19 protein-coding genes and 1 pseudogene are annotated in these 22,126 nt (G+C 42.3%); 13 read left to right on the forward strand and 7 right to left on the reverse strand.

Going from position 1 to position 22,126, the window contains the following annotated elements:
* The 4 genes from ACTRWI_RS11520 to ACTRWI_RS11535 all read left to right on the forward strand — a co-directional run.
* Positions 1-1,184, forward strand: a 1,184-nt coding sequence (locus ACTRWI_RS11520) for a PQQ-dependent sugar dehydrogenase (protein WP_499131489.1), incomplete at its 5' end; no start/stop codon positions are given.
* Between the two features lie 444 nt (positions 1,185-1,628).
* Positions 1,629-1,838: a cold-shock protein gene (locus tag ACTRWI_RS11525; protein WP_004737278.1), complete on the forward strand. Its 210-nt coding sequence runs from the start codon at positions 1,629-1,631 to the stop codon at positions 1,836-1,838.
* 117 nt (positions 1,839-1,955) lie between these two features.
* The gene (locus tag ACTRWI_RS11530; protein ID WP_008216241.1) at positions 1,956-2,495 is read left to right on the forward strand and encodes a YaeQ family protein; all 540 of its coding nucleotides are present in this window, start codon (positions 1,956-1,958) and stop codon (positions 2,493-2,495) included.
* Positions 2,488-3,087, forward strand: coding sequence for a hypothetical protein (locus ACTRWI_RS11535; RefSeq protein WP_499131499.1), 600 nt, complete (start codon positions 2,488-2,490; stop codon positions 3,085-3,087). The genes ACTRWI_RS11530 and ACTRWI_RS11535 overlap by 8 nt, the downstream gene beginning before the upstream one ends.
* A 252-nt stretch (positions 3,088-3,339) precedes the next feature.
* Here the strand turns inward: ACTRWI_RS11535 and folE are convergent, their stop codons facing one another.
* On the reverse strand, positions 3,340-3,993 hold the full coding sequence (folE, locus tag ACTRWI_RS11540; RefSeq protein ID WP_004737232.1) for a GTP cyclohydrolase I FolE: 654 nt from the start codon (positions 3,991-3,993) through the stop codon (positions 3,340-3,342).
* A gap of 215 nt (positions 3,994-4,208) precedes the next feature.
* On the opposite strand from folE, the gene moeA reads away from it, so the two are divergent.
* The 5 genes from moeA (at position 4,209) to ACTRWI_RS11565 (ending at position 10,248) form a co-directional block, all read left to right on the forward strand.
* A complete protein-coding gene (gene moeA / locus ACTRWI_RS11545) occupies positions 4,209-5,444 on the forward strand; it encodes a molybdopterin molybdotransferase MoeA (RefSeq protein ID WP_499131504.1) in 1,236 nt (411 codons plus the stop codon).
* Between the two features lie 9 nt (positions 5,445-5,453).
* Positions 5,454-6,206 carry a molybdopterin-synthase adenylyltransferase MoeB gene (moeB, locus tag ACTRWI_RS11550; protein ID WP_499131506.1) on the forward strand — a complete coding sequence of 251 codons (753 nt, stop codon included), beginning with the start codon at positions 5,454-5,456 and terminating at the stop codon, positions 6,204-6,206.
* A 200-nt stretch (positions 6,207-6,406) separates the two neighbouring features.
* Positions 6,407-6,721, forward strand: a complete 315-nt coding sequence (locus ACTRWI_RS11555) for a hypothetical protein (RefSeq protein WP_499131508.1) — start codon at positions 6,407-6,409, stop codon at positions 6,719-6,721.
* 56 nt (positions 6,722-6,777) lie between these two features.
* Positions 6,778-7,626 (forward strand): sulfurtransferase, encoded by an 849-nt coding sequence (locus tag ACTRWI_RS11560; protein WP_499131510.1) that lies wholly within the window; start codon positions 6,778-6,780, stop codon positions 7,624-7,626.
* Between the two features lie 321 nt (positions 7,627-7,947).
* A complete protein-coding gene (locus ACTRWI_RS11565) occupies positions 7,948-10,248 on the forward strand; it encodes a bifunctional diguanylate cyclase/phosphodiesterase (RefSeq protein ID WP_499131512.1) in 2,301 nt (766 codons plus the stop codon).
* A gap of 79 nt (positions 10,249-10,327) precedes the next feature.
* Here ACTRWI_RS11565 and ACTRWI_RS11570 read toward each other — a convergent pair whose 3' ends face one another.
* The gene (locus ACTRWI_RS11570) at positions 10,328-11,332 is read right to left on the reverse strand and encodes a sugar-binding transcriptional regulator (protein ID WP_499131514.1); all 1,005 of its coding nucleotides are present in this window, start codon (positions 11,330-11,332) and stop codon (positions 10,328-10,330) included.
* 458 nt (positions 11,333-11,790) lie between these two features.
* On the opposite strand from ACTRWI_RS11570, the gene tal reads away from it, so the two are divergent.
* Entirely contained in the window at positions 11,791-12,741 is a 951-nt protein-coding gene (gene tal / locus ACTRWI_RS11575) for a transaldolase (protein WP_499131516.1), read from the forward strand.
* A 78-nt stretch (positions 12,742-12,819) separates the two neighbouring features.
* Entirely contained in the window at positions 12,820-14,826 is a 2,007-nt protein-coding gene (tkt, locus tag ACTRWI_RS11580) for a transketolase (RefSeq protein ID WP_499131517.1), read from the forward strand.
* A gap of 802 nt (positions 14,827-15,628) precedes the next feature.
* On the opposite strand, the gene ACTRWI_RS11585 is transcribed toward tkt, so the two are convergent.
* The 5 genes and pseudogenes from ACTRWI_RS11585 to ACTRWI_RS11605 all read right to left on the reverse strand — a co-directional run bounded on the left by ACTRWI_RS11585 (position 15,629) and on the right by ACTRWI_RS11605 (position 19,489).
* A complete protein-coding gene (locus ACTRWI_RS11585; protein ID WP_499131519.1) occupies positions 15,629-17,062 on the reverse strand; it encodes a sodium-dependent transporter in 1,434 nt (477 codons plus the stop codon).
* A gap of 225 nt (positions 17,063-17,287) precedes the next feature.
* A complete protein-coding gene (locus ACTRWI_RS11590) occupies positions 17,288-17,905 on the reverse strand; it encodes a peroxiredoxin (RefSeq protein ID WP_499131520.1) in 618 nt (205 codons plus the stop codon).
* A complete protein-coding gene (gene tpx, locus ACTRWI_RS11595; protein ID WP_499131521.1) occupies positions 17,899-18,396 on the reverse strand; it encodes a thiol peroxidase in 498 nt (165 codons plus the stop codon). The genes ACTRWI_RS11590 and tpx overlap by 7 nt, the downstream gene beginning before the upstream one ends.
* 215 nt (positions 18,397-18,611) lie before the next feature.
* Positions 18,612-18,743, reverse strand: a pseudogene (locus ACTRWI_RS11600) (cysteine synthase A); the annotation flags it as partial.
* Between the two features lie 56 nt (positions 18,744-18,799).
* A complete protein-coding gene (locus tag ACTRWI_RS11605; protein ID WP_499131523.1) occupies positions 18,800-19,489 on the reverse strand; it encodes an EAL domain-containing protein in 690 nt (229 codons plus the stop codon).
* Positions 19,490-19,720: 231 nt separating this feature from the next.
* Here ACTRWI_RS11605 and ACTRWI_RS11610 point away from each other — a divergent pair, with 231 nt between their 5' ends.
* Entirely contained in the window at positions 19,721-20,452 is a 732-nt protein-coding gene (locus ACTRWI_RS11610; RefSeq protein WP_499131525.1) for a response regulator transcription factor, read from the forward strand.
* The gene (locus ACTRWI_RS11615; protein WP_499131526.1) at positions 20,449-21,648 is read left to right on the forward strand and encodes a sensor histidine kinase; all 1,200 of its coding nucleotides are present in this window, start codon (positions 20,449-20,451) and stop codon (positions 21,646-21,648) included. The genes ACTRWI_RS11610 and ACTRWI_RS11615 overlap by 4 nt, the downstream gene beginning before the upstream one ends.
* The last annotated feature ends 478 nt before the right edge of the window (positions 21,649-22,126 follow it).

Consider the following 22,126-nt stretch of genomic DNA (forward strand, 5'->3'; position numbering starts at 1 on the left):
GTGTGAATAGTCACTTTTCACATACCTTAACTTTCCGCCTGTCGCTGACGCACGCTAGACTAACACTAGATCGCAACAATGAAGGGACTTCAATGAACACTTATCACCGTATTCTCACTTCAGCTTTGGCACTTGCTGTGTCTAGTCCCCTTACCTCAACAACGGCTTTTGCGTGGCAAGCTGAGAAGATCACCGATGGGCTCGTGATTCCATGGGGACTCGCCTATGTTGACGAAGGATCCATGCTAGTCACCGAAAAAGAAGGTGTGATCAAACATGTTGATTTAAAAACGGGTGATCAGAGCACACTTTTTAGACTTCCTAATGTGTGGGCAAAAGGTCAAGGCGGAGCGTTAGATATCACCTTCTCGCTCTTTGAAGAAAACAAACTCTATGTTACTTACAGCAAAAACATCGAGGGCGAAGGTGTAACTACACTCGCTTCTGCTGATTACAAAAATGGTGAAGTGTCTTATTGGCAAGATATATTCGTTTCAGAATCGAGAACCGTCACTGGACGTCACTTTGGCAGTCGCATTACCTTCGATGATAGCCACCTCTACTTTTCGATTGGCGACCGTGGAGAGCGAGATAACGGTCAAAATACCTTAACCCATGCAGGCTCGATATTGCGCTTGAATGCAGACGGAAGCACACCAAGCGACAACCCATTTGTAAACGACGACAAAGTTCTCAACGAGATCTGGAGCTATGGCCACCGAAATCCGCAAGGACTGTTCTACGACTTCCCTACCAAAAAGTTATGGTCGATTGAGCATGGCCCGCGTGGAGGTGATGAAATTAACCTAATAAAAGCGGGAGCCAACTACGGGTGGCCTGTCACATCTCATGGCAAAGAGTATTGGGGGCCAATCAGCGTTGGGGATTCAGAAACCAAAGAAGGCATCGAAGCGCCTAAAAAGGTCTACATTCCTTCCATCGCCCCCGGCAGCTTAGTTGTTTACCAAGGGGATAAGTTCCCAGAGCTCAAAGGAAAACTATTAGCAGGCGCACTTAAACTTACCCATATCAATGTGGTAACGGTCAATGAGCAAGGTGATGCGACTGATGAGCAACGTATTCTAGAAAACCTAGGCGAAAGAATCAGAGACATCGAAACCTCACCAGATGGGGATATTTTCTTTAGCACTGACAATGGCAACCTCTATCGCCTAAAAAGGTAGCAACACCATTAAAACAACCAGCACATATATGAGATGATTTTATAAATAAAGCCGTTAAAAATGGGGCTTCAGGTCAATTTAGCGGCTTTCTTTTCCAAAAGCAGAATATGTAAAAACAGTGCAACCACTCTAATTTTGTCATCAAACTTACCTATGTTTTTCACAAAAACGACAAGAAATCACCATACAACTGTAACTACATGATATTTAAGGAATGCAAAGTTTGACTACCACCAAGTTTCTGCAACCTTTTACTATGGATTCGATTGACTATCCCCTGATTTGATTTAGACTCAATTTCGGCTAGAAAGAAAGTTCTTTGTATATAAACATTTCGTTGGATTACTAGTAACCCCGTTGTGTTGTACGCAATAGCAATAAACTTTTCCACGCTATCAGTGCCACAATTGGCTCACTATAAAAATTAATTTTAGGGATAACATCATGTCTAACACAGTTACTGGTACAGTAAAATGGTTCAACGAAACTAAAGGCTTCGGTTTCATTCAACAAGAAAACGGTCCAGACGTATTTGCACACTTCTCTGCAATCACTGGCGAGGGTTTCAAAACTCTTGCTGAAGGTCAAAAAGTTGAGTTCGTAGTATCTCAAGGTCAAAAAGGCCCACAAGCTGACAGCATCAAAGTACTTTAATTTGGTATTTTAAAACTTTCTAAAAATAGCCAGCCTCTGCTGGCTATTTTTTTACCCGCTATTCAGAGATTTAAGGTAATATTCCCCTTCACTACTTTTACCTAAGACACCGCACCAATGGCTCTCAAACCCACAATCTATAAGTTTCGTATCTCTTTAACTGATATGAACCGCGACTATTACGACTCTTTTAATCTAACGATTGCACAGCATCCTTCTGAAACAGAACAGCGTATGATGGCTCGTATCATGGCGTTTTGTATCAATGCGTCACCGGAGCTTCAATTTACTAAAGGGTTGTCGACTATCGAAGAACCTGATTTGTGGCAGAAGTCTTTAGATGACCAGATCCTTGAGTGGATCGATGTGGGCGAACCTGATGCAGAACGTGTTAAGAAAGCCACTCGCCTGTCAAAATCTGTTCGTGTGTTCAGCTTCAACACTAAATCAAACGTTTGGTGGGAGCAGAACAAAGGTAAATTCGGTTACCTTAAAGCCCAAATTGTTCGTCTGGACAATGATGGTATAGAACAACTGGCTGCAATGACAGAGCGCACCATGGACCTTTCAGTTATGCTGACAGGTAACTCTGCATTCGTGAATAGCGATACACAATCAGCAGAAATTACGTGGGAAGAGCTACAGAGTAATGACTGAGCTTCCAACCAGTAATCAGCGAAAGCTTGAAGAAAACCAACAAGCTAAAACCAAACTTCACGTTTGCTTGAAAGAGTCAGGTTTAGATTCAGTAACTGCGATTGCAATAGGCTTTGAGAAAGAGCTCTCGTCTTTTATCGATGAAAATCACGCTCTGTTTAAACACGCTTGTGAGAATAAGCCTGATAATTCAGCACGTCAGACAATGCTTGGTCTACTGACCAAAGAACATATCGATGCCAGCTATCGTTTTGAGAGTAATAAAGACGCTAGTGAAGCGATGCAAAGTGTCTTCGACAATACGGTAGGCAGCGAGCATGGTGACAAGTTTCAAAACTCTGACTCTCAGCAGTTAAAGTTGGTGACGCATTTATGGTTGTTCATTCAAGGACGACTAGGTATGGATTACAGCCTAGCCAATGATCACGCAGCAGCGACCGCCAAACTGCTGTCTCGCTTATCAAAAAGCACCGACGATGAAATCCGTGTTGAGTTCATGGCGAGTTTCTATGATGGCTTGAACATCTATCAAACAGAGAATAAGCCGTCTGGTTTTATTCATAGTTTAAAGCGATTGTTTAACCTGTCGTAAACAATCCACCAGCTAAAATCAAATTTGCGCTTTGCAGTATGTAGAGCGCATCTATTCCCAACCACCTTTCCCACTATTACCTCTAAGCATGAGGTTCCCTATTACGCTCTTCCCTCGCTTTAGAGAATGACGACATTCACAGCCATTACAATTAACTTTATTACTGGTACAAAAAAGCCCCGCTGAGAGCGAGGCTTAGAATCTTGGTTACCGACTACTGAAACTAAATCGTGCTTACCACATCATAGGCGATTAACGTAGACCGTGTAAGAACTCGTGACGTGTCGCTGGGTTAGATTTGAAGATACCGCCCAGTGCTGTGGTAGTAGTTTCGCTGGTTGCATCCATCACGCCGCGCGATTTCACGCAGTAGTGAACCGCATCCATGGTTACTGCAACATCTTCTGTTTCAAGCAAAGTTTGCAAAGCGACAAGAATTTGCTGAGTCATACGTTCTTGAACTTGTGGACGCTGCGCAAAGAAACGTACGATACGATTGATCTTAGACAGGCCAATGATTTTACCACGAGGGATGTAAGCAACCGCAGTCTTACCATCAATCGTCACTAAATGGTGTTCACAAGTACTGGTCACGGTAATGTCTTTTACACGTACCATTTCACGAACGCCCATCTTGTTTTCAATTACGGTAATTTTAGGGAAATTTGCATAATCTAAACCAGAGAAAATCTCATCCACATACATTTTGGCAATGCGGTGTGGTGTCTCTTCCAGGCTATCATCCGTAAGATCAAGTTCGAGTAGAGTCAGAATCTCACGCATATGGTGTTCGATTCGTTCCTTTTTCTCTTCTCGGCTAACCTGGTTAGGACTCATTGGCGTCTCTAAACCGCGGCTTGCTAGCGCATCTTTAACCAACTTCGCTGATTCGCTAAGACCTGACATTGAACTTCCTCTTTTGTTACCCCTTCTGGATGGCAAACAAGGATACTCGGAATTTTGAATAAATACACCCATATTTTAAGGGAGGTCATTATTTACGGGGGTTAAACTGTGCTAAAGTGACTTCAATTTCGTTGACGAAAAGCGTGTTTTAATCATTATTGAACCACCATTGCCAACCACAAAATCAAAACAATAACGATCAAAGGATTTCAATTATGGGCTGTTGCGACGCTCCGGGCTTAATGCCAATTGAAGAAGCACTAGATAAGCTGCTGTCACCAATTAAACCTATTCAAACGACTCTAACTCTGCCATTAGCAGATGCATTAGGCTACGTTCTTGCTGAAGACATACTCTCCCCTATTTTTGTACCTCCTTTTGATAACTCGGCAATGGACGGTTACGCACTGCGTTTAGCAGATCTAGAGAACGGTAAAGTACTACCATTAGCAGGTAAATCTTTTGCAGGTCAGCCATTTGAAGGCGAATGGCCAAGTAATACCTGTGTTCGTATTATGACAGGCGCGAAAATCCCAGAAGGTTGTGACGCTGTCATCATGCAAGAAAATACTCGCGAAACCGATGCGGGCATTGAAATTAAGCAAGACGACATCAAATTGAACAATAACATTCGCCCTACGGGTGATGACATCAAGCAAGGTGACATCGTTCTTAGCCGCGGTGAGCGTTTAACGCCTCGTGATATTCCAATGATCGCCTCACTAGGCGTGAGCCATGTGACTGTTGCACACAAACCGAAGGTCGCTTTCTTCTCTACTGGCGATGAGCTAAAGCCTTTAGGTCAGCCTCTTGAAGATGGGCAGATCTACGACAGCAACCGCTATGGAATTAAACCGCTGATTGAAGCGTTTGGTTGCGAAGCGATTGACCTTGGCATCATTCCTGATTGTCCTGCAACGCTTAAAGAAACCTTTGTGAAAGCACAAGAATTGGCAGACGTAGTGGTCACTTCTGGCGGCGTAAGTGTCGGCGAAGCGGATTACACCAAAGACATTCTTGAAGAGCTAGGAGAAATCGGCTTTTGGAAACTAGCGATCAAACCAGGCAAACCATTCGCGTTTGGTGAATTAGACAACGCTTGGTTCTGTGGCCTTCCGGGTAACCCAGTGTCTACAATGATGACCATGTACGTGTTAGTTCAACCTATGCTGGCTAAACTTGCCGGTCACACTGCGTGGACAGCACCAGAATCTATTCCAGCCACAACTAAGTCGGCATTTAAAAAAGGCTCTGGCCGTACTGATTATCAACGCGGCATCTACTCGATTGAAAACGGTCAGTTTGTGGTTGAAACAACAGGTAACCAAAGTTCAGGTGCTTTCCGCTCAATGAGCCTAGCGAACTGCTTTGTGGTATTGGAGCGTGAACGTGGCCGTGTAGAAGTCGGCGAAACAGTTCAGATTCAACTGTTTAACTCTACGCTTTACTAACGAGGCTTAATGATGGAAATACTTTCTGACGCAGAGATGCTTCGCTATAACCGCCAAATCATCCTTAAACAGTTTGATTTTGAGGGTCAAGAAGCACTAAAACAGGGTTCGATACTGGTGTTAGGTGCCGGTGGACTGGGCTGCGCTTCAGCTCAATACCTTGCCACCGCTGGTGTTGGAAAGCTAACGCTTATTGATGACGATGTTGTTGAGCTTTCAAACTTACAGCGCCAAGTACTTCACACCGATGCTGACATTGGTAAGAAAAAGGTCGTTTCAGCCGCAGAATCCTTGCAGGTTTTAAACCCACACCTAAAAGTAGAGACCGTCGATTACAGGCTCGATGACAAAGCACTGACGAAACTCATTGAATCTCACTCATTGGTGATCGATGCCAGCGATAACGTTGAGACGCGTAATCAACTTAACCGCTTATGCTACGCATCTAAAACGCCTTTAGTTTCTGGTGCTGCGATTCGCATGGAAGGTCAGATTAGCGTATTCACTTATCAAGATGACAATGCACCTTGCTACCAGTGTTTGAGTGCTCTGTTCGGCAACGCTGCACTTAGCTGTGTCGAAGCTGGTGTGATGGCTCCTGTTGTCGGTATGGTGGGCGCAGCTCAAGCATTGGAAGCGATCAAAGTTATCGCAAAGTTTGGACAGCCAAAACAAGGTAAGCTTCTGATTCTCGACGCTATGTCGCACAGTTGGCGTGAAATGAACTTAATGAAGATGCCGAGTTGTTCGGTGTGTGGTTAAACTCACCACGAGTAAGATAGCTATTTTATAACTCTTCAAGCCCTGACCACTGTCTGGGCTTTTTTAGTTTCCGTTAACCCGCGATGAACCTTTTTATATCGCTCCAAACCAATAACAGTGAAAATTATCTGATTAGAGTTCATTCACTTTACTTCGAATCTAACTTATATTTTCAAGATAACCTTCAAACACTTACTCTCATGAAACAGTTAAAAATAGATCTATTTATCTTAATGTGCGGTGTAGGTGTATTAGTTGCCCTTACCCATTTTCCGCTGACGTCACAGACGGGGCAACGTGTTGAAGCCAAAGTGATTGCGAATACACTCACCCAGTCATTAGATGGACACAGGCGTTATCTTACTGTTCAAACTCAAGACAACAGTGTATTTCGCGTATCCATTGCACCGACCACGGACTGCCCTATTGATTCTATAGTCTCGCTTGATACATTAAGTAACCAAATCACCGGACAAAGCAGCTATCAGTTTATCCACTGTAGAGCCGCACCTTAGTCGCCGATATAACAACAGCTATAGTTATAATTACAACAAGAATGGATACAATAAGAATGAATCAGCCACTCATTTCACCAGAACAACTTCAACAACGTTTGTTAGAGCAAGACAACGTCATCATCCTAGACGCAAGCATCGAATTTCAAATTCCAAGTGAGTCTGAAAAGATCAAAGGACAAATGATTCCTGGAGCAATTCGTTTCGACTACGATAAAGACTTCAGCAACAAACATACCCTACTTCCTCACATGTTCCCTTCCGAAAAACACTTCAACACTCGTGCACGTGAAATCGGTATCAACCAAGACAGCACGATTGTTGTATACGACAACTCGGGGACTTTCGCCTCGCCGCGCGCTTGGTGGATGTTTATGGCGATGGGACATCAGGATGTTTACATCTTAGATGGCGGCTTACCAGCATGGATTGATGCGGGTTACGCAACAGACACATCGTACAGAGCTGAAGTCACGTCGGGCAATTTCGAAGGCAACATTCAAGACAACTACTTTGTGGATGCCAAGCAAGTCCTAAGCTATTCAGAGAGCAAAAGTGCCAATATTCTAGATGCACGATCTCAAGCTCGTTTCGATTCAGAAGTGCCTGAGCCAAGAGCAGGATTACGCAGCGGGCATATTCCAAACTCAGTTTGTCTACCATTCGCACAAGTGCTGAACAACGGTAAGTTGAAACCACAAAGCGAGCTTGTAGAAATATTTTCTAAGTTGGACTTAGCGCCAACTCAACCGATGTTCTTTAGCTGTGGTTCAGGTGTGACTGCCTGCATCATTTTATTAGCCGCAAAATTGGCGGGATACTCGGGTGAAATGGGAGTTTACGATGGCTCATGGACAGAATGGGGCGCGAACGAAAGACTGCCTATCGCCGTAACAAACCAGTAATTCAACTTAGCTCACTGCCACTATTAAAATATGCTCCGTATGCATAATGAGCTTACTCCTAACATGGGTAAGCTCTTTGTTATTATATCGTAAAAGTTCTCGGCTAAACTCCCAGCAATGAACCAACAATAAACTTCGATTAATCAAGCACTAACCATTATTGTTGATATAAATGTTAATTTTTTACTCAAGAATCCCAGTATGTAGTCGTTATACTATTTAGTCATTATCGATGTTTCTTACAAACTTAATACATCATATTGACGCTCAATAGTTTGTCTCGTGCACTCTGTTCAAAGTCGTAACCAATAAAGGCATTCAATGGCGCTATTTAAGAAAAATATCTGGTCGCTGTACGCTCTACTCGTACTTCTCACCTTGATACTTTTCACTGTGCTAGGTGTAACAAAATGGCAAGCAAATAGAGAAGACTTCATCCAACAGCAGCATATTCAAGTCGAACTGTTTTCGAGCTCGGTCAGTTCATTACTCACAAGCCAAGAGACACTCCTAGAAGTCGTTGGGCACCAATTGGCCCAACAGTCTGACTTCACTCGTACCGCCGCAATCCAAATTCGACCAATATTGGATAAACTGCTTGAAACTCATCCAGCGATTGCTGCATTTGGTCTGCTTAACACTCAGGGCGACTACTTGTCTGTTAGCTCAAACCTCAAACTGGCAGACCAAGACAACTTACTTGCGCTTCCACAAACTCGAGACTCCTTTCTAGAAGCGCTTTCAAGTGACAAGATGGTTCTAGGGCGTACCTATTTTCAAAAGTCCTTAGATAGCCTAGTCATTCCGTTAAGCAAATCGATTTCAGTGGATGGTAAAAACATTGATGCCGTAATGACTGCCGGGTTGCGCTTAGATAGCACCATAGTATTTGAGAACAATGCGCATGCCGGTAGTTTCAATACACTCACCTTGCTCAGACAAGACCACTATCGTCAGTACTTTTCGAGTGACATCGAGTCTCTTGATGCTTACCTAAAACCAGTAGACAGCGAACTGCTACAGCGCGTGAGCAAAAACTTTTCAGAGCAAGTCAGCGCGACTGTGAATGAAGCAAAAACGGGAAAAGAGACCTACTCATTTTTTGTCAGTGATAATAAATTCCACTCTCTACTGAGCGCTAAGTACCTACCAGATTATGAGTTTTGGGTTGTTGTTCACACCGACCTTGCACACGTTGATACCGTCTTTATTGAAGAATTTGGCATTCTTTTCATTATTTTTATTTTGATCCAGTGTGGCTTCTACATTTTGGTTAAGTCTATCACCAAGAATGAGCAGCGTGCTCGAAGCCAACTGATCTACCAAGCGAACCACGACCCTCTCACTACCCTGCCAAACCGTTTATACATGCGTAAGAACATCGATAAATGGGTGGCAAGCGAGTCAGAGCAATTCTCACTGCTGTTCATCGATATCGATAACTTTAAATGCGTCAACGATACGCACGGGCATGATTTTGGTGACAAGGTTCTTAAACAAATAGCGTTGCGTTTAATGCGATTCCGCTCTCGATTGAGTCTCTTGGTGCGTGAATCGAGCGACGAGTTTCTGTTTTTAACTCCAATAACCAGTGAGTCTGAAATTAAACGACTCGCAGAGCGTATCATTGAGGTGCTTTCTCAACCCTATGAAGTACAAAACTCTCAGTTCCTTTTGGGTTGTAGCATCGGTATTGCACGTTTCCCTGAACATGGTAAAGATCTTGATAGCCTGCTTCGCTCTGCCGACATCTCAATGTACAAAGCCAAACAGCAACAAAACTCATACAGCATTTTCAATACCGCAATGCAAGATGGTCACCTCTACAAGATGAAGGTCGAACAAAGGCTGCGTATTGCTATCGAGAAGCAAACACTATTCATGGCTTTCCAGCCTTTAGTGCGAACAGATGAGAGTATTGACGGTGTTGAGGCTCTTGTGCGCTGGGTTGATGACGAGTTAGGTTTTGTTCCACCCGATGTGTTTATCCCCGTCGCTGAGAACACTGGCTTAATGCATAAACTCGGCACGTTCATTATCGAATCCAGTATTATGCAAATCGCTCATTTGCATAGAACTACCGAGCAAGAGATCGGGTTATCGATCAACATCTCGGTGCGCCAGTTCTCGCATAAATCGTTCTCTGAACACCTGTTAGCCACGCTTGAGAAATACCAATTATCACCAAGCTATTTGACGCTAGAGATCACTGAAAGCTTGTTCATTGAAGATGTAACATTAGTGAAACCGATTTTTGAGGGCCTCAAAGAGAATCACATTAAGATCTCTTTGGATGATTTCGGTACTGGCTATTCATCATTGAGTATGTTGAAAGCACTGCCTATCGACGAGCTTAAAATCGATAAAAGCTTCATTGAGAATATCGCAGTAGACCAGCAATCGCTAACCATGGTACAAAACATCATTGCTATTGGTAAGAACTTCGGAATGGTGGTGTTAGCAGAAGGTGTCGAATCTAGCGAGCACTTTGCAATCTTAAAGGCTTGTGGCTGTGATTTGATGCAAGGCTACTACTTCTCACGCCCTATCCCATACGAAGAGCTGTTCGAATATCTTGCTCCCGAAGAGTCTAATCAAACACAACTCGATCCTGTGCTTTAGTGGTGCAATGATTCCAAGATTTATCAATACGAAAAAGGAGCCAATATTGGCTCCCTTTTGTCTTGACGACAGACTTGCTCTAACGGCTTTCACTGAACTCAGCATGCTTCATCTGCTCATCTAAGTTCAGCACGGTTAGTGCATTACTTACGCTGGTTGCTATAACATCAACCACGCCGGTTCTTAATGCACCTAACAACGCGAGCGGTTTACTGTTTTCGGCAGCAATCGCAATCACCTCAGCTATTGGGCGAAACTCTTCTAAACCCAAGCCAATTACTCGATCACTCATTACTGTGTTTGCTGCTTTACCGTGTACGTCGAAAAAGTCATAACCTGCGAAGTCACCTACCACACCTTGTAATAAACGAGATTGAACCACTTCGCCGGCGGTAAACCAACCTAGGTCAACCATGTAGCTGTTTTCACTCATGTCACCAATACCCACTAATGCCACATCTGCCTTTCGAGCGAGATCGAGTGTTTGCTTAACTGTGCTGTTTTCCATAAAGGCAGTTTTTTGAGCTTTGTTCTCTGCATAAGCTGGAGCATACAGAGTTTCCGACGAACCACCGTATTTTTTTGCTAGCTGACGGCAGATGTGGTCGGCATTGAACATACCACCTCTTGGGTGAATGCCTCCGATACCACACACGAACTTACAATCACGTGGTGTAATTACACCTGTGTGGTGTGCAACAGACGATACGTTACGACCTTGACCGACGGTTACAACCATACCGTTTTTTAATGTACTGGTTAGATAGTTAGATACTAAGCCGGCAACTTGAAGACGTTGCTGTTCTTCATTCGGTTGATCCAGAGCGACAAGAGCACGCTTAACACCAAAGCGTTCAATTAAGCGTTGCTCGATCTTGGCGCTGAATACAGGGTGGTATTTCACCGTTATCTCAACAATACCTTCATCACGGGCTTGCTTGAGCATACGACCAACCTTTGCACGAGAGATAGAGAACTTTTTCGAGATCTCTTCTTGGGTGGCACCATCCTGATAATAAGCAACCGCGACTTCAGTCAGGAGATCAGTGTTGTCTTCGGAAACATCTTGGATATTCTTGCTCATATATCACTCAACCTATATTTAACAATTATTTTACCGACTTAAAGAACAAATGTCCGAAGACTAAGCAAGTGATACACAAGTTTACACATTGAACATATGTAACAGCAAGGAACATTTGTTCAATGTGTTAGCCATGGTTTTATTGTTGTTTAATTCACCTTGCTCAGCGTATTAAACGTTTGCTTGTATCGCCCATGATTACTAGAGCGAAATATATTTGACTGAAGTCACCATACCGCACTATTTATCGTTGACTTTGGTGCTAGATCGGATAAATATGGCTTCATCATTTACTCATTGAGCGATCAAATGTTCTGTACAAATGTTCGTTCAAAGAAAAATTTAAATTAATGTAAGTTTGGCTCACTGGAAACTCCACTGAGAACTTCATTAGTTAGCTTGCAAATGCCCACATCTCTCTTCTCACGAGATGAAATGCGATAGATAGGATGATCAAAATGAGCAACAAATTAGAGCAACTTCGTGAACTAACGACAGTAGTAGCAGACACTGGTGAAATCGATGCAATCAAAAAGTACCAGCCAGAAGATGCAACAACTAACCCTTCTCTGATTCTTAAAGCGGCTCAAATCGAAGAGTATGCGCCACTTATCGATGCTTCAATCGAATACGCTAAAGCACAAAGCGCTGATAAAGCACAACAAGTACAAGACACTTGTGACATGCTTGCAGTAAACATCGGTAAAGAAATCCTGAAAACAATTCCTGGCCGTATTTCTACAGAGGTTGATGCTCGTCTTTCTTACGACACTGAAGGCAGCGTAGCTAAAGCTCGTCAGCTAGTAAAAATGTACAACGATGCTGGCATCACGAATGATCGCATCCTAATCAAGCTGGCGTCTACTTGGGAAGGTATCCGTGCTGCTGAAATCCTAGAGAAAGAAGGCATCAACTGTAACCTAACGCTTCTATTCTCTTTCGCACAAGCTCGTGCATGTGCTGAAGCTGGCGTATTCCTAATCTCTCCATTTGTTGGTCGTATCATGGATTGGTACAAAGCGAAAGAAGGTCGCGACTTCGAAGCATCTGAAGATCCAGGCGTAATCTCAGTAACTGACATCTACAACTACTACAAAGAGCACGGCTACAACACGGTTGTTATGGGCGCAAGCTTCCGTAACATCGGCGAGATCTTAGAACTTGCTGGTTGTGACCGTCTAACTATCGCTCCTGCTCTTCTGGCTGAACTAGAAGCTGCTGAAGGTGAAGTTGTAGAGAAACTAGTTGACTCTAAAGGCTCTAAAGAGCGCCCAGCTCCAATGACTCACGCTGAGTTCCTATGGGAGCACAACCTAGACGCAATGGCAGTTGAGAAAGTTGCAGAAGGTATCCGCAACTTCGCAGTTGACCAAGGTAAACTAGAAGACATGATCGCAGCTAAGCTGTAATCACATAGAATTAAAAAAGGGGAACGTTTGCGTTCCCCTTTCAATTTCCAATCCAATATTTAAACACTGGTAGTTATTATGGAACGTTCTTCTTTATCTAAAAAACAGCTAGCTAATGCTATTCGTGCTCTGAGCATGGACGGCGTACAACAAGCAAACTCTGGCCACCCAGGCGCACCTATGGGTATGGCTGACATCGCTGAAGTTCTTTGGCGTGATCACCTAAACCACAACCCGTCTAACCCAGAGTGGGCTGACCGCGACCGTTTCGTTCTTTCAAACGGCCATGGCTCTATGCTGATTTACTCTCTGCTTCACCTAGCAGGCTACGAGCTATCAATCGAAGACCTTAAGAACTTCCGTCAACTGCACTCTAAGACGCCAGGTCACCCAGAGTACGGTTACGCACCGGGTATCGAAACCACAACTGGTCCACTAGGCCAAGGTATCACTAACGCTGTTGGTATGGCGCTTGCTGAGAAAACTCTAGCGGCACAATTCAACAAAGAAGGCCACGACATCGTTGACCACTTCACTTATGCATTCATGGGTGACGGCTGTCTGATGGAAGGTATCTCTCACGAAGCATGTTCTCTAGCAGGTACGCTGGGGCTTGGTAAGCTTATCGCTTTCTGGGATGACAACGGCATCTCTATCGATGGTGAAGTTGAAGGTTGGTTCTCTGACGATACTCCTAAGCGTTTTGAAGCTTACGGCTGGCACGTAATCCCAGCAGTAGATGGCCACAACGCTGAAGCAATCAACGCAGCTATCGAAGCGGCTAAAGCGGACCCTCGCCCTACTCTAATCTGTACTAAAACTATCATCGGTTTTGGTTCTCCAAACAAATCTGGTTCACACGACTGTCACGGTGCACCACTAGGCGCTGAAGAAATTGCAGCTACACGTAAAGAACTTGGTTGGGAGCACGGTCCTTTTGAAATTCCGTCGGAAGTTTACGCAGAATGGGATGCGAAAGAAGCAGGCGCAGCTAAGGAAGCAGCGTGGAACGAGAAACTTGCAGCTTATGAAGCAGCACACCCTGAGCTGGCAGCTGAATTCAAACGCCGCGTAAACGGTGAACTTCCTGCACAGTGGGAAGAGAAAGCAAACGCAATCATTGCTGATCTTCAAGCTAACCCAGCAAACATTGCATCACGTAAAGCATCGCAAAACGCACTAGAAGCGTTCGGTGCTATGCTTCCTGAATTCCTAGGCGGCTCTGCTGACCTTGCACCTTCTAACCTAACTATGTGGTCTGGTTCTAAGTCTGTTTCTGCTGAAGATCCAGCAGGTAACTACATCCACTACGGTGTACGTGAATTCGGTATGACAGCGATTATGAACGGTATCGCTCTGCACGGTGGTTTCGTACCATACGGCGCAACGTTCCTAATGTTCATGGAATACGCTCGTAACGCAATGCGTATGGCTGCTCTGATGAAAGTTCAGAACATCCAAGTTTACACGCACGACTCTATCGGTCTTGGCGAAGATGGCCCAACTCACCAACCAGTTGAGCAAATGGCTTCTCTACGTCTAACTCCAAACATGAGCACATGGCGTCCATGTGACCAAGTTGAGTCTGCAGTCGCATGGAAACTGGCTATCGAACGTAAAGACGGCCCAACGTCTCTAATCTTCTCTCGTCAAAATCTTGCACAGCAAGAGCGTAGCGAAGAGCAAGTAGCTAACATTTCGAAGGGTGGTTACATCCTAAAAGATTGTGAAGGTAAGCCAGAGCTAATCCTTATCGCTACAGGTTCTGAAGTTGAGCTAGCGGTTAACGCTGCAGCTGAACTAACAGCTGAAGGTAAGAAGGTACGTGTAGTATCTATGCCTGCAACTGACGCATTCGACAAGCAAGACGCTGAGTACCGTGAATCTGTACTTCCATCTGACGTAACAGCTCGTATCGCTGTAGAAGCTGGCATCGCTGACTTCTGGTACAAGTACGTAGGCTTCGGTGGCAAGATCATCGGTATGACAACATTCGGCGAATCTGCACCAGCAGGTGAGCTATTCAAGATGTTCGGTTTCACTACTGAAAACGTAGTAAACACAGCGAAAGAGCTTCTAGCTTAATCTTGATTCAGTTGTCTCACCTTGAAATAGGTTGATGCATACCAAAAGCCCTACATTTCCATGTGGGGCTTTTTTGTATCTCAGCTTTCACCGTTAAAACGTAAACCTTGCCCCCAAACGAAGTGTATTCTGGTTTAGGTTTTTACTATAAGTGTGTTCATACCCAGCATCGACCGCGAGCCAAGAAAGAACGTCAACCAAGCTCACAATCCCGAAGTTGTTTAAGCCATGCTTATGCGTGTCAGAATAGCTATAAAATGCTTGCAACGACCAACGCTCGTTAATAGAAACAATTGCCCCTGCCGCACTGATAAAGCCCTCATCGTAGTTTTTGGTGGTCTATCTATCAAACGGCCCAAGGATAGTGTCATTTCGGCACGAAGAACGTCTCTGCGGCCTAACCCAATTCTCCCCGCCAGAAGCGTAAAGCTTAACTTAACAGATAAATCAGACAGTGTCGTCGAGGAGCGTGTGATCGCAGAAGAATCGAAACCGACGAAGAATTTCCCATTACATGACTTCTTCTGTTGGGAGGGTTGAACATATTACCTGTGATTGGTGATTTGAATGAGGAGTTTATGAAGAGGCTGTAATGAATCAAAATTCCATCACTATAGAAGATATACCGATGGAACGAGAACATGCGGTAGCGTGCTTTCTATGAATAAGAAACAGCTACCGCTTAATTAGCATAGAACGATTTTAAACAGGGCAATTTTTCGGGTTCAGCTCAGAGTATTTAGATAGAAAGTACTGCCATGGCGTACCGAATCATCTATCATATTTCCAGTCGATGAAGTTTCTACAATTTCCGAGAGAATAGTGCGGCGACTAGGAAGACGGCTATGCCCATTAACATAATTTCGCCCTTACCGATATCAAAACCAGCCTTGATACCCATGAATGAGACCACAGCAATAGCCAAAGGAATAACGTACCGGACGATGTTGTACCATATACAGAAGAGAGGGAAAGGGATATCTCCATGGTTTGTTATTTCACTCTTTAGCTCTTCACGGTTCAGTCTCCATCCTGCAAAGATACAAACTAACATGCCACCTAGAGCCATAAACACTTTATCGGTGAGCAAGTCGAAAATATCAAACGCGCCGGTTTCATATAAGGTTGGCCCAAAGCCGCCCAAAGAAAGTGATGCAAATACACAAAGCGCCATCATTATTATACTTGCGATAAATGCTGCCGTCGTGCGTTTCAGGCCGCGTTCATCAATAAGATAAGAGGTAACAACTTCCAATAAAGAAATTGAAGAAGTTAACGCTGCGACACTTAGGCCAACAAAGAACAAGAGCGCAAGCAACAGGCCTATTGCTCCCCCCATCTCAGAAAATAGTTGCGGTACCACCACAAATACTAATCCTGGCCCTGCTGAAGGTGCTATACCAAATGCGAACATAGCAGGAAACATTGCAACCCCGGCCAGTATCGCAACACAAGTATCCATAGTCGTGACGAGCGCTGCGGTTTGTACTAAGTTTTCTTCCCGTTTTAAGTAGCTACCGTAGGTTAACATGCAGCCCATTCCTAAACTGAGAGAGAAAAAGGCTTGGCCTAATGCTGCGAGAACAACACTGCTATCTACTTTTGAAAAATCGGGACTAAACAAGAATGTCATACCAGCGGAAGATCCAGGTAGCATTAAGCCTTTTATAGATATGATGATCAGAATCATAAATAATAGCGGCATCAGGATCTTTCCAGCTTTTTCAATACCTCCAGAAATACCGCGCGCTACGATAGCGAAGTTAATAAAAAGGTAAAGGCCCATCCAAATTAGTGGCTGAACCGGATCTGAAATAAATGACTCAAAGCTTTCACCAATGAGAACCGGTGTATCAAGTAGACCCGTTGCGACTTTATATACATAGGCGATAGCCCAACCACCAACGACGGGGTAAAAACCCATAATAAGCAAAGAGGTAATAACTCCCATTAGCCCGGTAAAGGTCCAACGTTTATCAATTGACTTAAACGCGCCTACGGCAGAGGTGTTTGTCTTTCTTCCGACGGCAAATTCGGTCAGCATGACACTAAAACCGATGAAAATAACAAAGAATAGATATATAACAACGAAGGCTCCACCGCCACTTTCACCAGCAGTATAAGGAAATTTCCAAATATTCCCTAAGCCAACAGCGGAACCGGCAGCTGCCATAATAAAGCCCAACTTGGAGCCCCACTTTTCTCGAGGTTTGGTTTGAAGGTTAGATATAGACACATTTTCTCCGATTGTCTGTTAGGATGAGACGGCTGAATGCAATAATGAAATATTTAAGACATTCAACGTGAACCTTGTATTAAGCCACAATGTAAAGATACAAACGAGTAAGCAAAGTTAAGGTGCTTAAGAAATGGATTAAAATGAAAAATGGAATATATAGAAAAGAACTGTCTATGGAGTGTAGAAACTTCAGCCAAAAATTGACTGAAGTTTCTATGATGGTTAAACGCTCGCTTTTGCGGTTTCTACGGCTTTAATTAAATCTGGTATAGTTGTAAGTTCTGGAACTCTTTGTATAAAAATGATTTTGTTATTGCGATCAGTCACTATTATACTACGAGTAAGTAAGCCTAACTGTTCGATTTGAGAGCCAGTTTCATAGCCGAACTCATGTTTAACGGAATCCGATAAATAGGTTACCGAATCTAGATCATGCTGCTTGATAAAACGTTGTTGTGCGAATGGGGTATCAGAGCTTACGGCGTAAAAATCGATGCCTGCCAATTCTTTACTGTGTGTATTAATGTAATTTGACAACTCTATCGCTTGTTGGACACAAACGGGCGTGTCTACGGATGCCAATACACTGTAAACCCTAATTGAATCTGTCTGTTCTGTTGTATCAAATTGTTTAAGCGATGATGTAAGCAAATTGACAGATGGCATTTGATCACCAACTTTAATTGGCGTGCCAACAAGGTCAAAGAGTGTGTGTTTTTCTAAAGTCACCGTTTGACCTTGTCCAAACGCTGCTGTTTCTATGGTTGTCGGGAAGTTGTTGGCAAGAGCATGTACTGCCGTCAATGACAACATGATCGTAAAGGCTGTTTTTTTTAACATACAAGAGCCTCCATTGCTGCGCTGTAATCGGGTTCTTGAGTTATTTCAGAGACCAACTGACTGTGTAATATATTACCGGTTTCATCGATAATAACTACCGCTCTGGCTGCCAGACCTTTTAGGGGGCCATCTGTAATCGCTAATCCAAAGTTTTCAAGGAATTCAGGAGAACGAAAGCATGAGCCAACCAAAGTGTCATTTATATTCTCTTGCTCACAGAAACGTGATGTAGCAAAAGGAAGATCAACAGAGATATTAAGCAGTTTTGTGTCAACTTTAGATAATTTGTCATGGAAATTTTTTACACTTTGAGCACAGACAGGCGTGTCTACACTAGGGTAAATATTCAGGACGACTCTAGAGCCTAGCAGCTGTTCAGAATTAATCTCCGACAAGTCGGCAGTGCACAGTGAAAAACTGGGTACTTTATCACCTTTTTCAGGAAATGTTCCGGATAAAGTAAGTGGTTCACCTTGAAAAGTAATAGACATAGTAGTCTCCTTATATCGGGTTTATGGGGTTTAAGCTTTGTGAGTACTCAAACGCAGTGGTTTCAGGGATACCTTTAATTTTGTAAGCATGATTCCTAATAATAAAGGTAACAGCAACATTAAAGAGAAGTCAGAAATTGGGTTTGTAGTAAATACTTTGTTGATAGATATTGCTATCAGTGGAAAGATTAAAAAGCATTGAGATGCAATGAACGTCGACACTTTACACTAAAGCTCGGGTTACGCGATTCAATTTTCGCCAATATACGTCCTTTTGAGACTCGGTTTAGACGAACCAAAGGTGTATTTCCAATAGATTGAGAATTGTCCTGAAATATTGACATTATGCTTTCCTTATATAGAGTTCTCTTAGATGAAAAAATTTAATTACAATGATTCGACCTTAAATATAAGATCGTATATTCTTAGGCCTACCGTATAAGAAGCCTTGAGCTAAGGTACCGAGTCCATTCAGAGTGAGATGCTGATGGTTATCTTCTATACCCTCTACTATGATTCCAGTCGTATTGTCTTTTTTAATCGAATTGAAAATGCTAAGTGCTTTATGAAACTGAGTGAGATCATTAATAACTGATTTGTCGAACTTTATGATATCCCAAGGGATTAAATGACAAATATCTATAAACATACTATTCGGAATGAAGTCATCTAACCAAAATGACAATGATAGTGACTCTTGATATTTTTCTACCTGTTTTTTCAACAATGGAATTTGTGACTTTGAAATATCAAAATCAGTAATCTCAAATGCTAACTTATAGGTAACACCTTGAATTAGTCTTCCAAAGAATTCGTTATCAATAACAAGTGAAGCTGGAATATTGATTGAGAAAAACATATCGCAACTTTCTAACTTATCTAATTCATTGAGTTGGAGCTCTATTAACTTCTTCAAAGAGTTTTTCGGCATACTTTCAAACAAATTCTCTTTTGACATGGATAATAAGCTAACATCTACATTACTTAAGCATTCAAAACCAATAACTTTTAAACTTTGTTGGTTTACAATTGGTTGAAAAAGGAAATCAAAATTAACATCATTTCCGGATATTGTAGTCGAGAAGTTTGCCATTCTGTATGCTCATTGAATTTGATATACTTCATAATTCATCAAGACAGCCCTCTAAAACACCAAGCAAATGTAAGGCACTTTAAGCAAGACCAAGATCACCTGCTTTCTTATTGATAAATCTTAAAATATGCTTCAAAATCACAGTATAAATATTTAAGTAAAGTTAATTACAAAAATAGACATGTGTACATTAATAAATTTACTATAATCATAACTGAGAAAATGAATAAAATGAGAAAATTAAATGCTATGGGAAAAATACTTATTATCGAAGATGATCAGCAGTTAAAAGATATGCTAGTCTATTTTTTAGCAGATATAGAAGGTTATAATGTACTCACACTTTCTACTGGTGAAGGGGCTCTTAACACCATCCTTGAAACTCGCCCTTCTCTAGTGTTGTTAGATATACAGCTTCCAAATGAGAATGGCCTGAATATCTTATCTGATCTAAGGTCAAAAGGTGAAATGCTCCCTGTTATTGTTATGACGGCGAATGATAATGAGTTAACTGAGACCAATGCCTTATCACTCGGTGCAAACGATTATATCACTAAACCAATCCGCACAGCGGCTCTGAGAGAGAGGATAAAAAGGCAGTTATCCGCGAGCTCTCTCGAGGATACTTATACTCAATCTACAACCGTTGTCTTAGCGCCATTGGAGCAAGAGGTAACCATGTATCTCAAAAAACAGTGTTTGGTTCATAAAAATATTGAAATGAAACTATTACCATCAGACATCGAGGTTTTGATGTCACTGACGAAAAATGACTTCCCTAAACCGATTAGAGACATTTTCTACGACATTCATGGTTTTGAATGTCCAGTGGATGATCGGTCGGTTTATATGCGCATTTCATCATTGAGAAAAAGACTCTCCAATCAATGGCCAGATTTAGAGTTAATCAAAAATCATCGTGCAAAGGGTTTCTTCCTAAGTCATAGGATTCTAGTTAAATGAAAACTTTTGTTATTCAGATTATTAGCTCACTTTTGTTAGGCTTTATAGCGAGTAATTTATTTTCAGTAATTTTTCTTAGCAGTTACAGGGAAGAGCTTGAAAATCAAGCCAATAGACATAGAGTCGAGATGGTAGTAGACGGTTTCCTCGCGGATAAAAGAACGAGTTCAAGTGCTGAACCAGTTTGGAGTTTGCAATGCCATGCCGATAATGTGAAACCGACTATAGTTAATGCTGATGATGACTCAGAAGTCTTTTCACTCACTGTTGACTATCATGAAGGGAAGTTGAGCGCAGTCTTCAATGAAGATGCTTTCGAACATGAACCAATCAATCGAAAGCTATATTGGCTCAGTTTGTTCGAAGGTATTATTCAAGTTGTGTTTAGTGTTACCATCTTATTGTATAACCTCCGCACATGGACTAACAATATCCAGTCTTTACATTGGCTTTCAACTCAATACGCGAAGGGAAACTTTCTAGCTAAAATAGAAGTTGATGGCCCAATCGAAGTCGCAACACTCATACAAAATCAACTCAATATGGCGCGAGAGATTAGGTCCTCTATTACTCAGCAAAAGCTAGTTTTTGCTTCACTGCCACATGATATCAGAACGCCGCTTTCCGCAATTCAACTTACATGTGACATGTTGGTCGAAGAGAGAAAATCTACACCATTTTTACTTGATCGACTCGACATACAGGTAAATAGCTTGAATCGATTATGCGAATCTTCTCTTCATCTATTGAAAGTTTTCAATCGAGAACTTGCGTTAGAGCGTCAGCAAGTAAACTTTCAAGAAATATTGACTCCAGTTGTTGAATCGTTAGATAAAAAGATGTGTTTTACTTATACAGGCACAAACAAATTGATCCATACTGATGTGAAGTTAGTAACCACTCTTTTATTGAATATCTTAAGCAATGCTTGCCGTTATGCAGAATCTAGTGTCCACATTCGACTTCAATCATATCCAAGGTTTGACATTGTCAGAATTATTAATGATGGACCTAAATATGATAAAAAATTAGTTGAAAGATTTAATAATGGCCTACTCAATATGGATGGTTTAACAAAAGATGGGTTTGGTTTTGGACTTATTTTAATTCACGAATTAGTTAAATATCTAAATGGTACGGCACTAATTAATCACAACACCAATGGTGCAGAGATGGTATTAATTATGAAATTGTGACACTTGATTCCATAGCACACTTTAAACGTTGACGAATACAGGGGGAATCAGGTGATATCAGTGGAACATCGAATAAATCGATAAAGCCTTAAAAAGTATGGAAAGGCAAAGAGAGAGGGACTTGATCATCAAGGCGTTTCGAATCACTGCATAAGAGTATCGAAAGCCTTTACCATACATGCCATGATGGCTTTTGCATTTTCATACATCTATGGCTGCGTCATAGATTCAGAAATTAATCAAACCACGTTTAAACAGAGCCATGTTGTATTTCGCCCGCTAAATCGTGTGATTTGTACTTTGCCCATGTCACTATCGTTCTAATCATCACTGAGGATCAAATAGCAGCTCTTGGAAAAATTCAACAAATTTAAGCACCACTTCCTTTCCAGTTGTCCTCATCATCAAACCTGAGACCTGACTCATAAATAACAAGATGCTGAATCGATCCTTGGGTTTTCGTTTTTAAACTTACATC

The organism is Pseudoalteromonas sp. G5_S1_14_S5, from assembly GCF_054968605.1.

What these genes read in the sequence shown, in the direction of transcription:
- ACTRWI_RS11525 (WP_004737278.1), top strand. Translation starts at nt 1,629, where the DNA reads ATGTCTAACACAGTTACTGGTACAGTAAAATGGTTCAACGAAACTAAA.
- ACTRWI_RS11530 (WP_008216241.1), top strand. Translation starts at nt 1,956, where the DNA reads ATGGCTCTCAAACCCACAATCTATAAGTTTCGTATCTCTTTAACTGAT.
- ACTRWI_RS11535 (WP_499131499.1), top strand. Translation starts at nt 2,488, where the DNA reads ATGACTGAGCTTCCAACCAGTAATCAGCGAAAGCTTGAAGAAAACCAA.
- folE (WP_004737232.1), bottom strand. Translation starts at nt 3,993, where the DNA reads ATGTCAGGTCTTAGCGAATCAGCGAAGTTGGTTAAAGATGCGCTAGCA.
- moeA (WP_499131504.1), top strand. Translation starts at nt 4,209, where the DNA reads ATGGGCTGTTGCGACGCTCCGGGCTTAATGCCAATTGAAGAAGCACTA.
- moeB (WP_499131506.1), top strand. Translation starts at nt 5,454, where the DNA reads ATGATGGAAATACTTTCTGACGCAGAGATGCTTCGCTATAACCGCCAA.
- ACTRWI_RS11555 (WP_499131508.1), top strand. Translation starts at nt 6,407, where the DNA reads ATGAAACAGTTAAAAATAGATCTATTTATCTTAATGTGCGGTGTAGGT.
- ACTRWI_RS11560 (WP_499131510.1), top strand. Translation starts at nt 6,778, where the DNA reads ATGAATCAGCCACTCATTTCACCAGAACAACTTCAACAACGTTTGTTA.
- ACTRWI_RS11565 (WP_499131512.1), top strand. Translation starts at nt 7,948, where the DNA reads ATGGCGCTATTTAAGAAAAATATCTGGTCGCTGTACGCTCTACTCGTA.
- ACTRWI_RS11570 (WP_499131514.1), bottom strand. Translation starts at nt 11,332, where the DNA reads ATGAGCAAGAATATCCAAGATGTTTCCGAAGACAACACTGATCTCCTG.
- tal (WP_499131516.1), top strand. Translation starts at nt 11,791, where the DNA reads ATGAGCAACAAATTAGAGCAACTTCGTGAACTAACGACAGTAGTAGCA.
- tkt (WP_499131517.1), top strand. Translation starts at nt 12,820, where the DNA reads ATGGAACGTTCTTCTTTATCTAAAAAACAGCTAGCTAATGCTATTCGT.
- ACTRWI_RS11590 (WP_499131520.1), bottom strand. Translation starts at nt 17,905, where the DNA reads ATGTTAAAAAAAACAGCCTTTACGATCATGTTGTCATTGACGGCAGTA.
- tpx (WP_499131521.1), bottom strand. Translation starts at nt 18,396, where the DNA reads ATGTCTATTACTTTTCAAGGTGAACCACTTACTTTATCCGGAACATTT.
- ACTRWI_RS11605 (WP_499131523.1), bottom strand. Translation starts at nt 19,489, where the DNA reads ATGGCAAACTTCTCGACTACAATATCCGGAAATGATGTTAATTTTGAT.
- ACTRWI_RS11610 (WP_499131525.1), top strand. Translation starts at nt 19,721, where the DNA reads ATGAGAAAATTAAATGCTATGGGAAAAATACTTATTATCGAAGATGAT.
- ACTRWI_RS11615 (WP_499131526.1), top strand. Translation starts at nt 20,449, where the DNA reads ATGAAAACTTTTGTTATTCAGATTATTAGCTCACTTTTGTTAGGCTTT.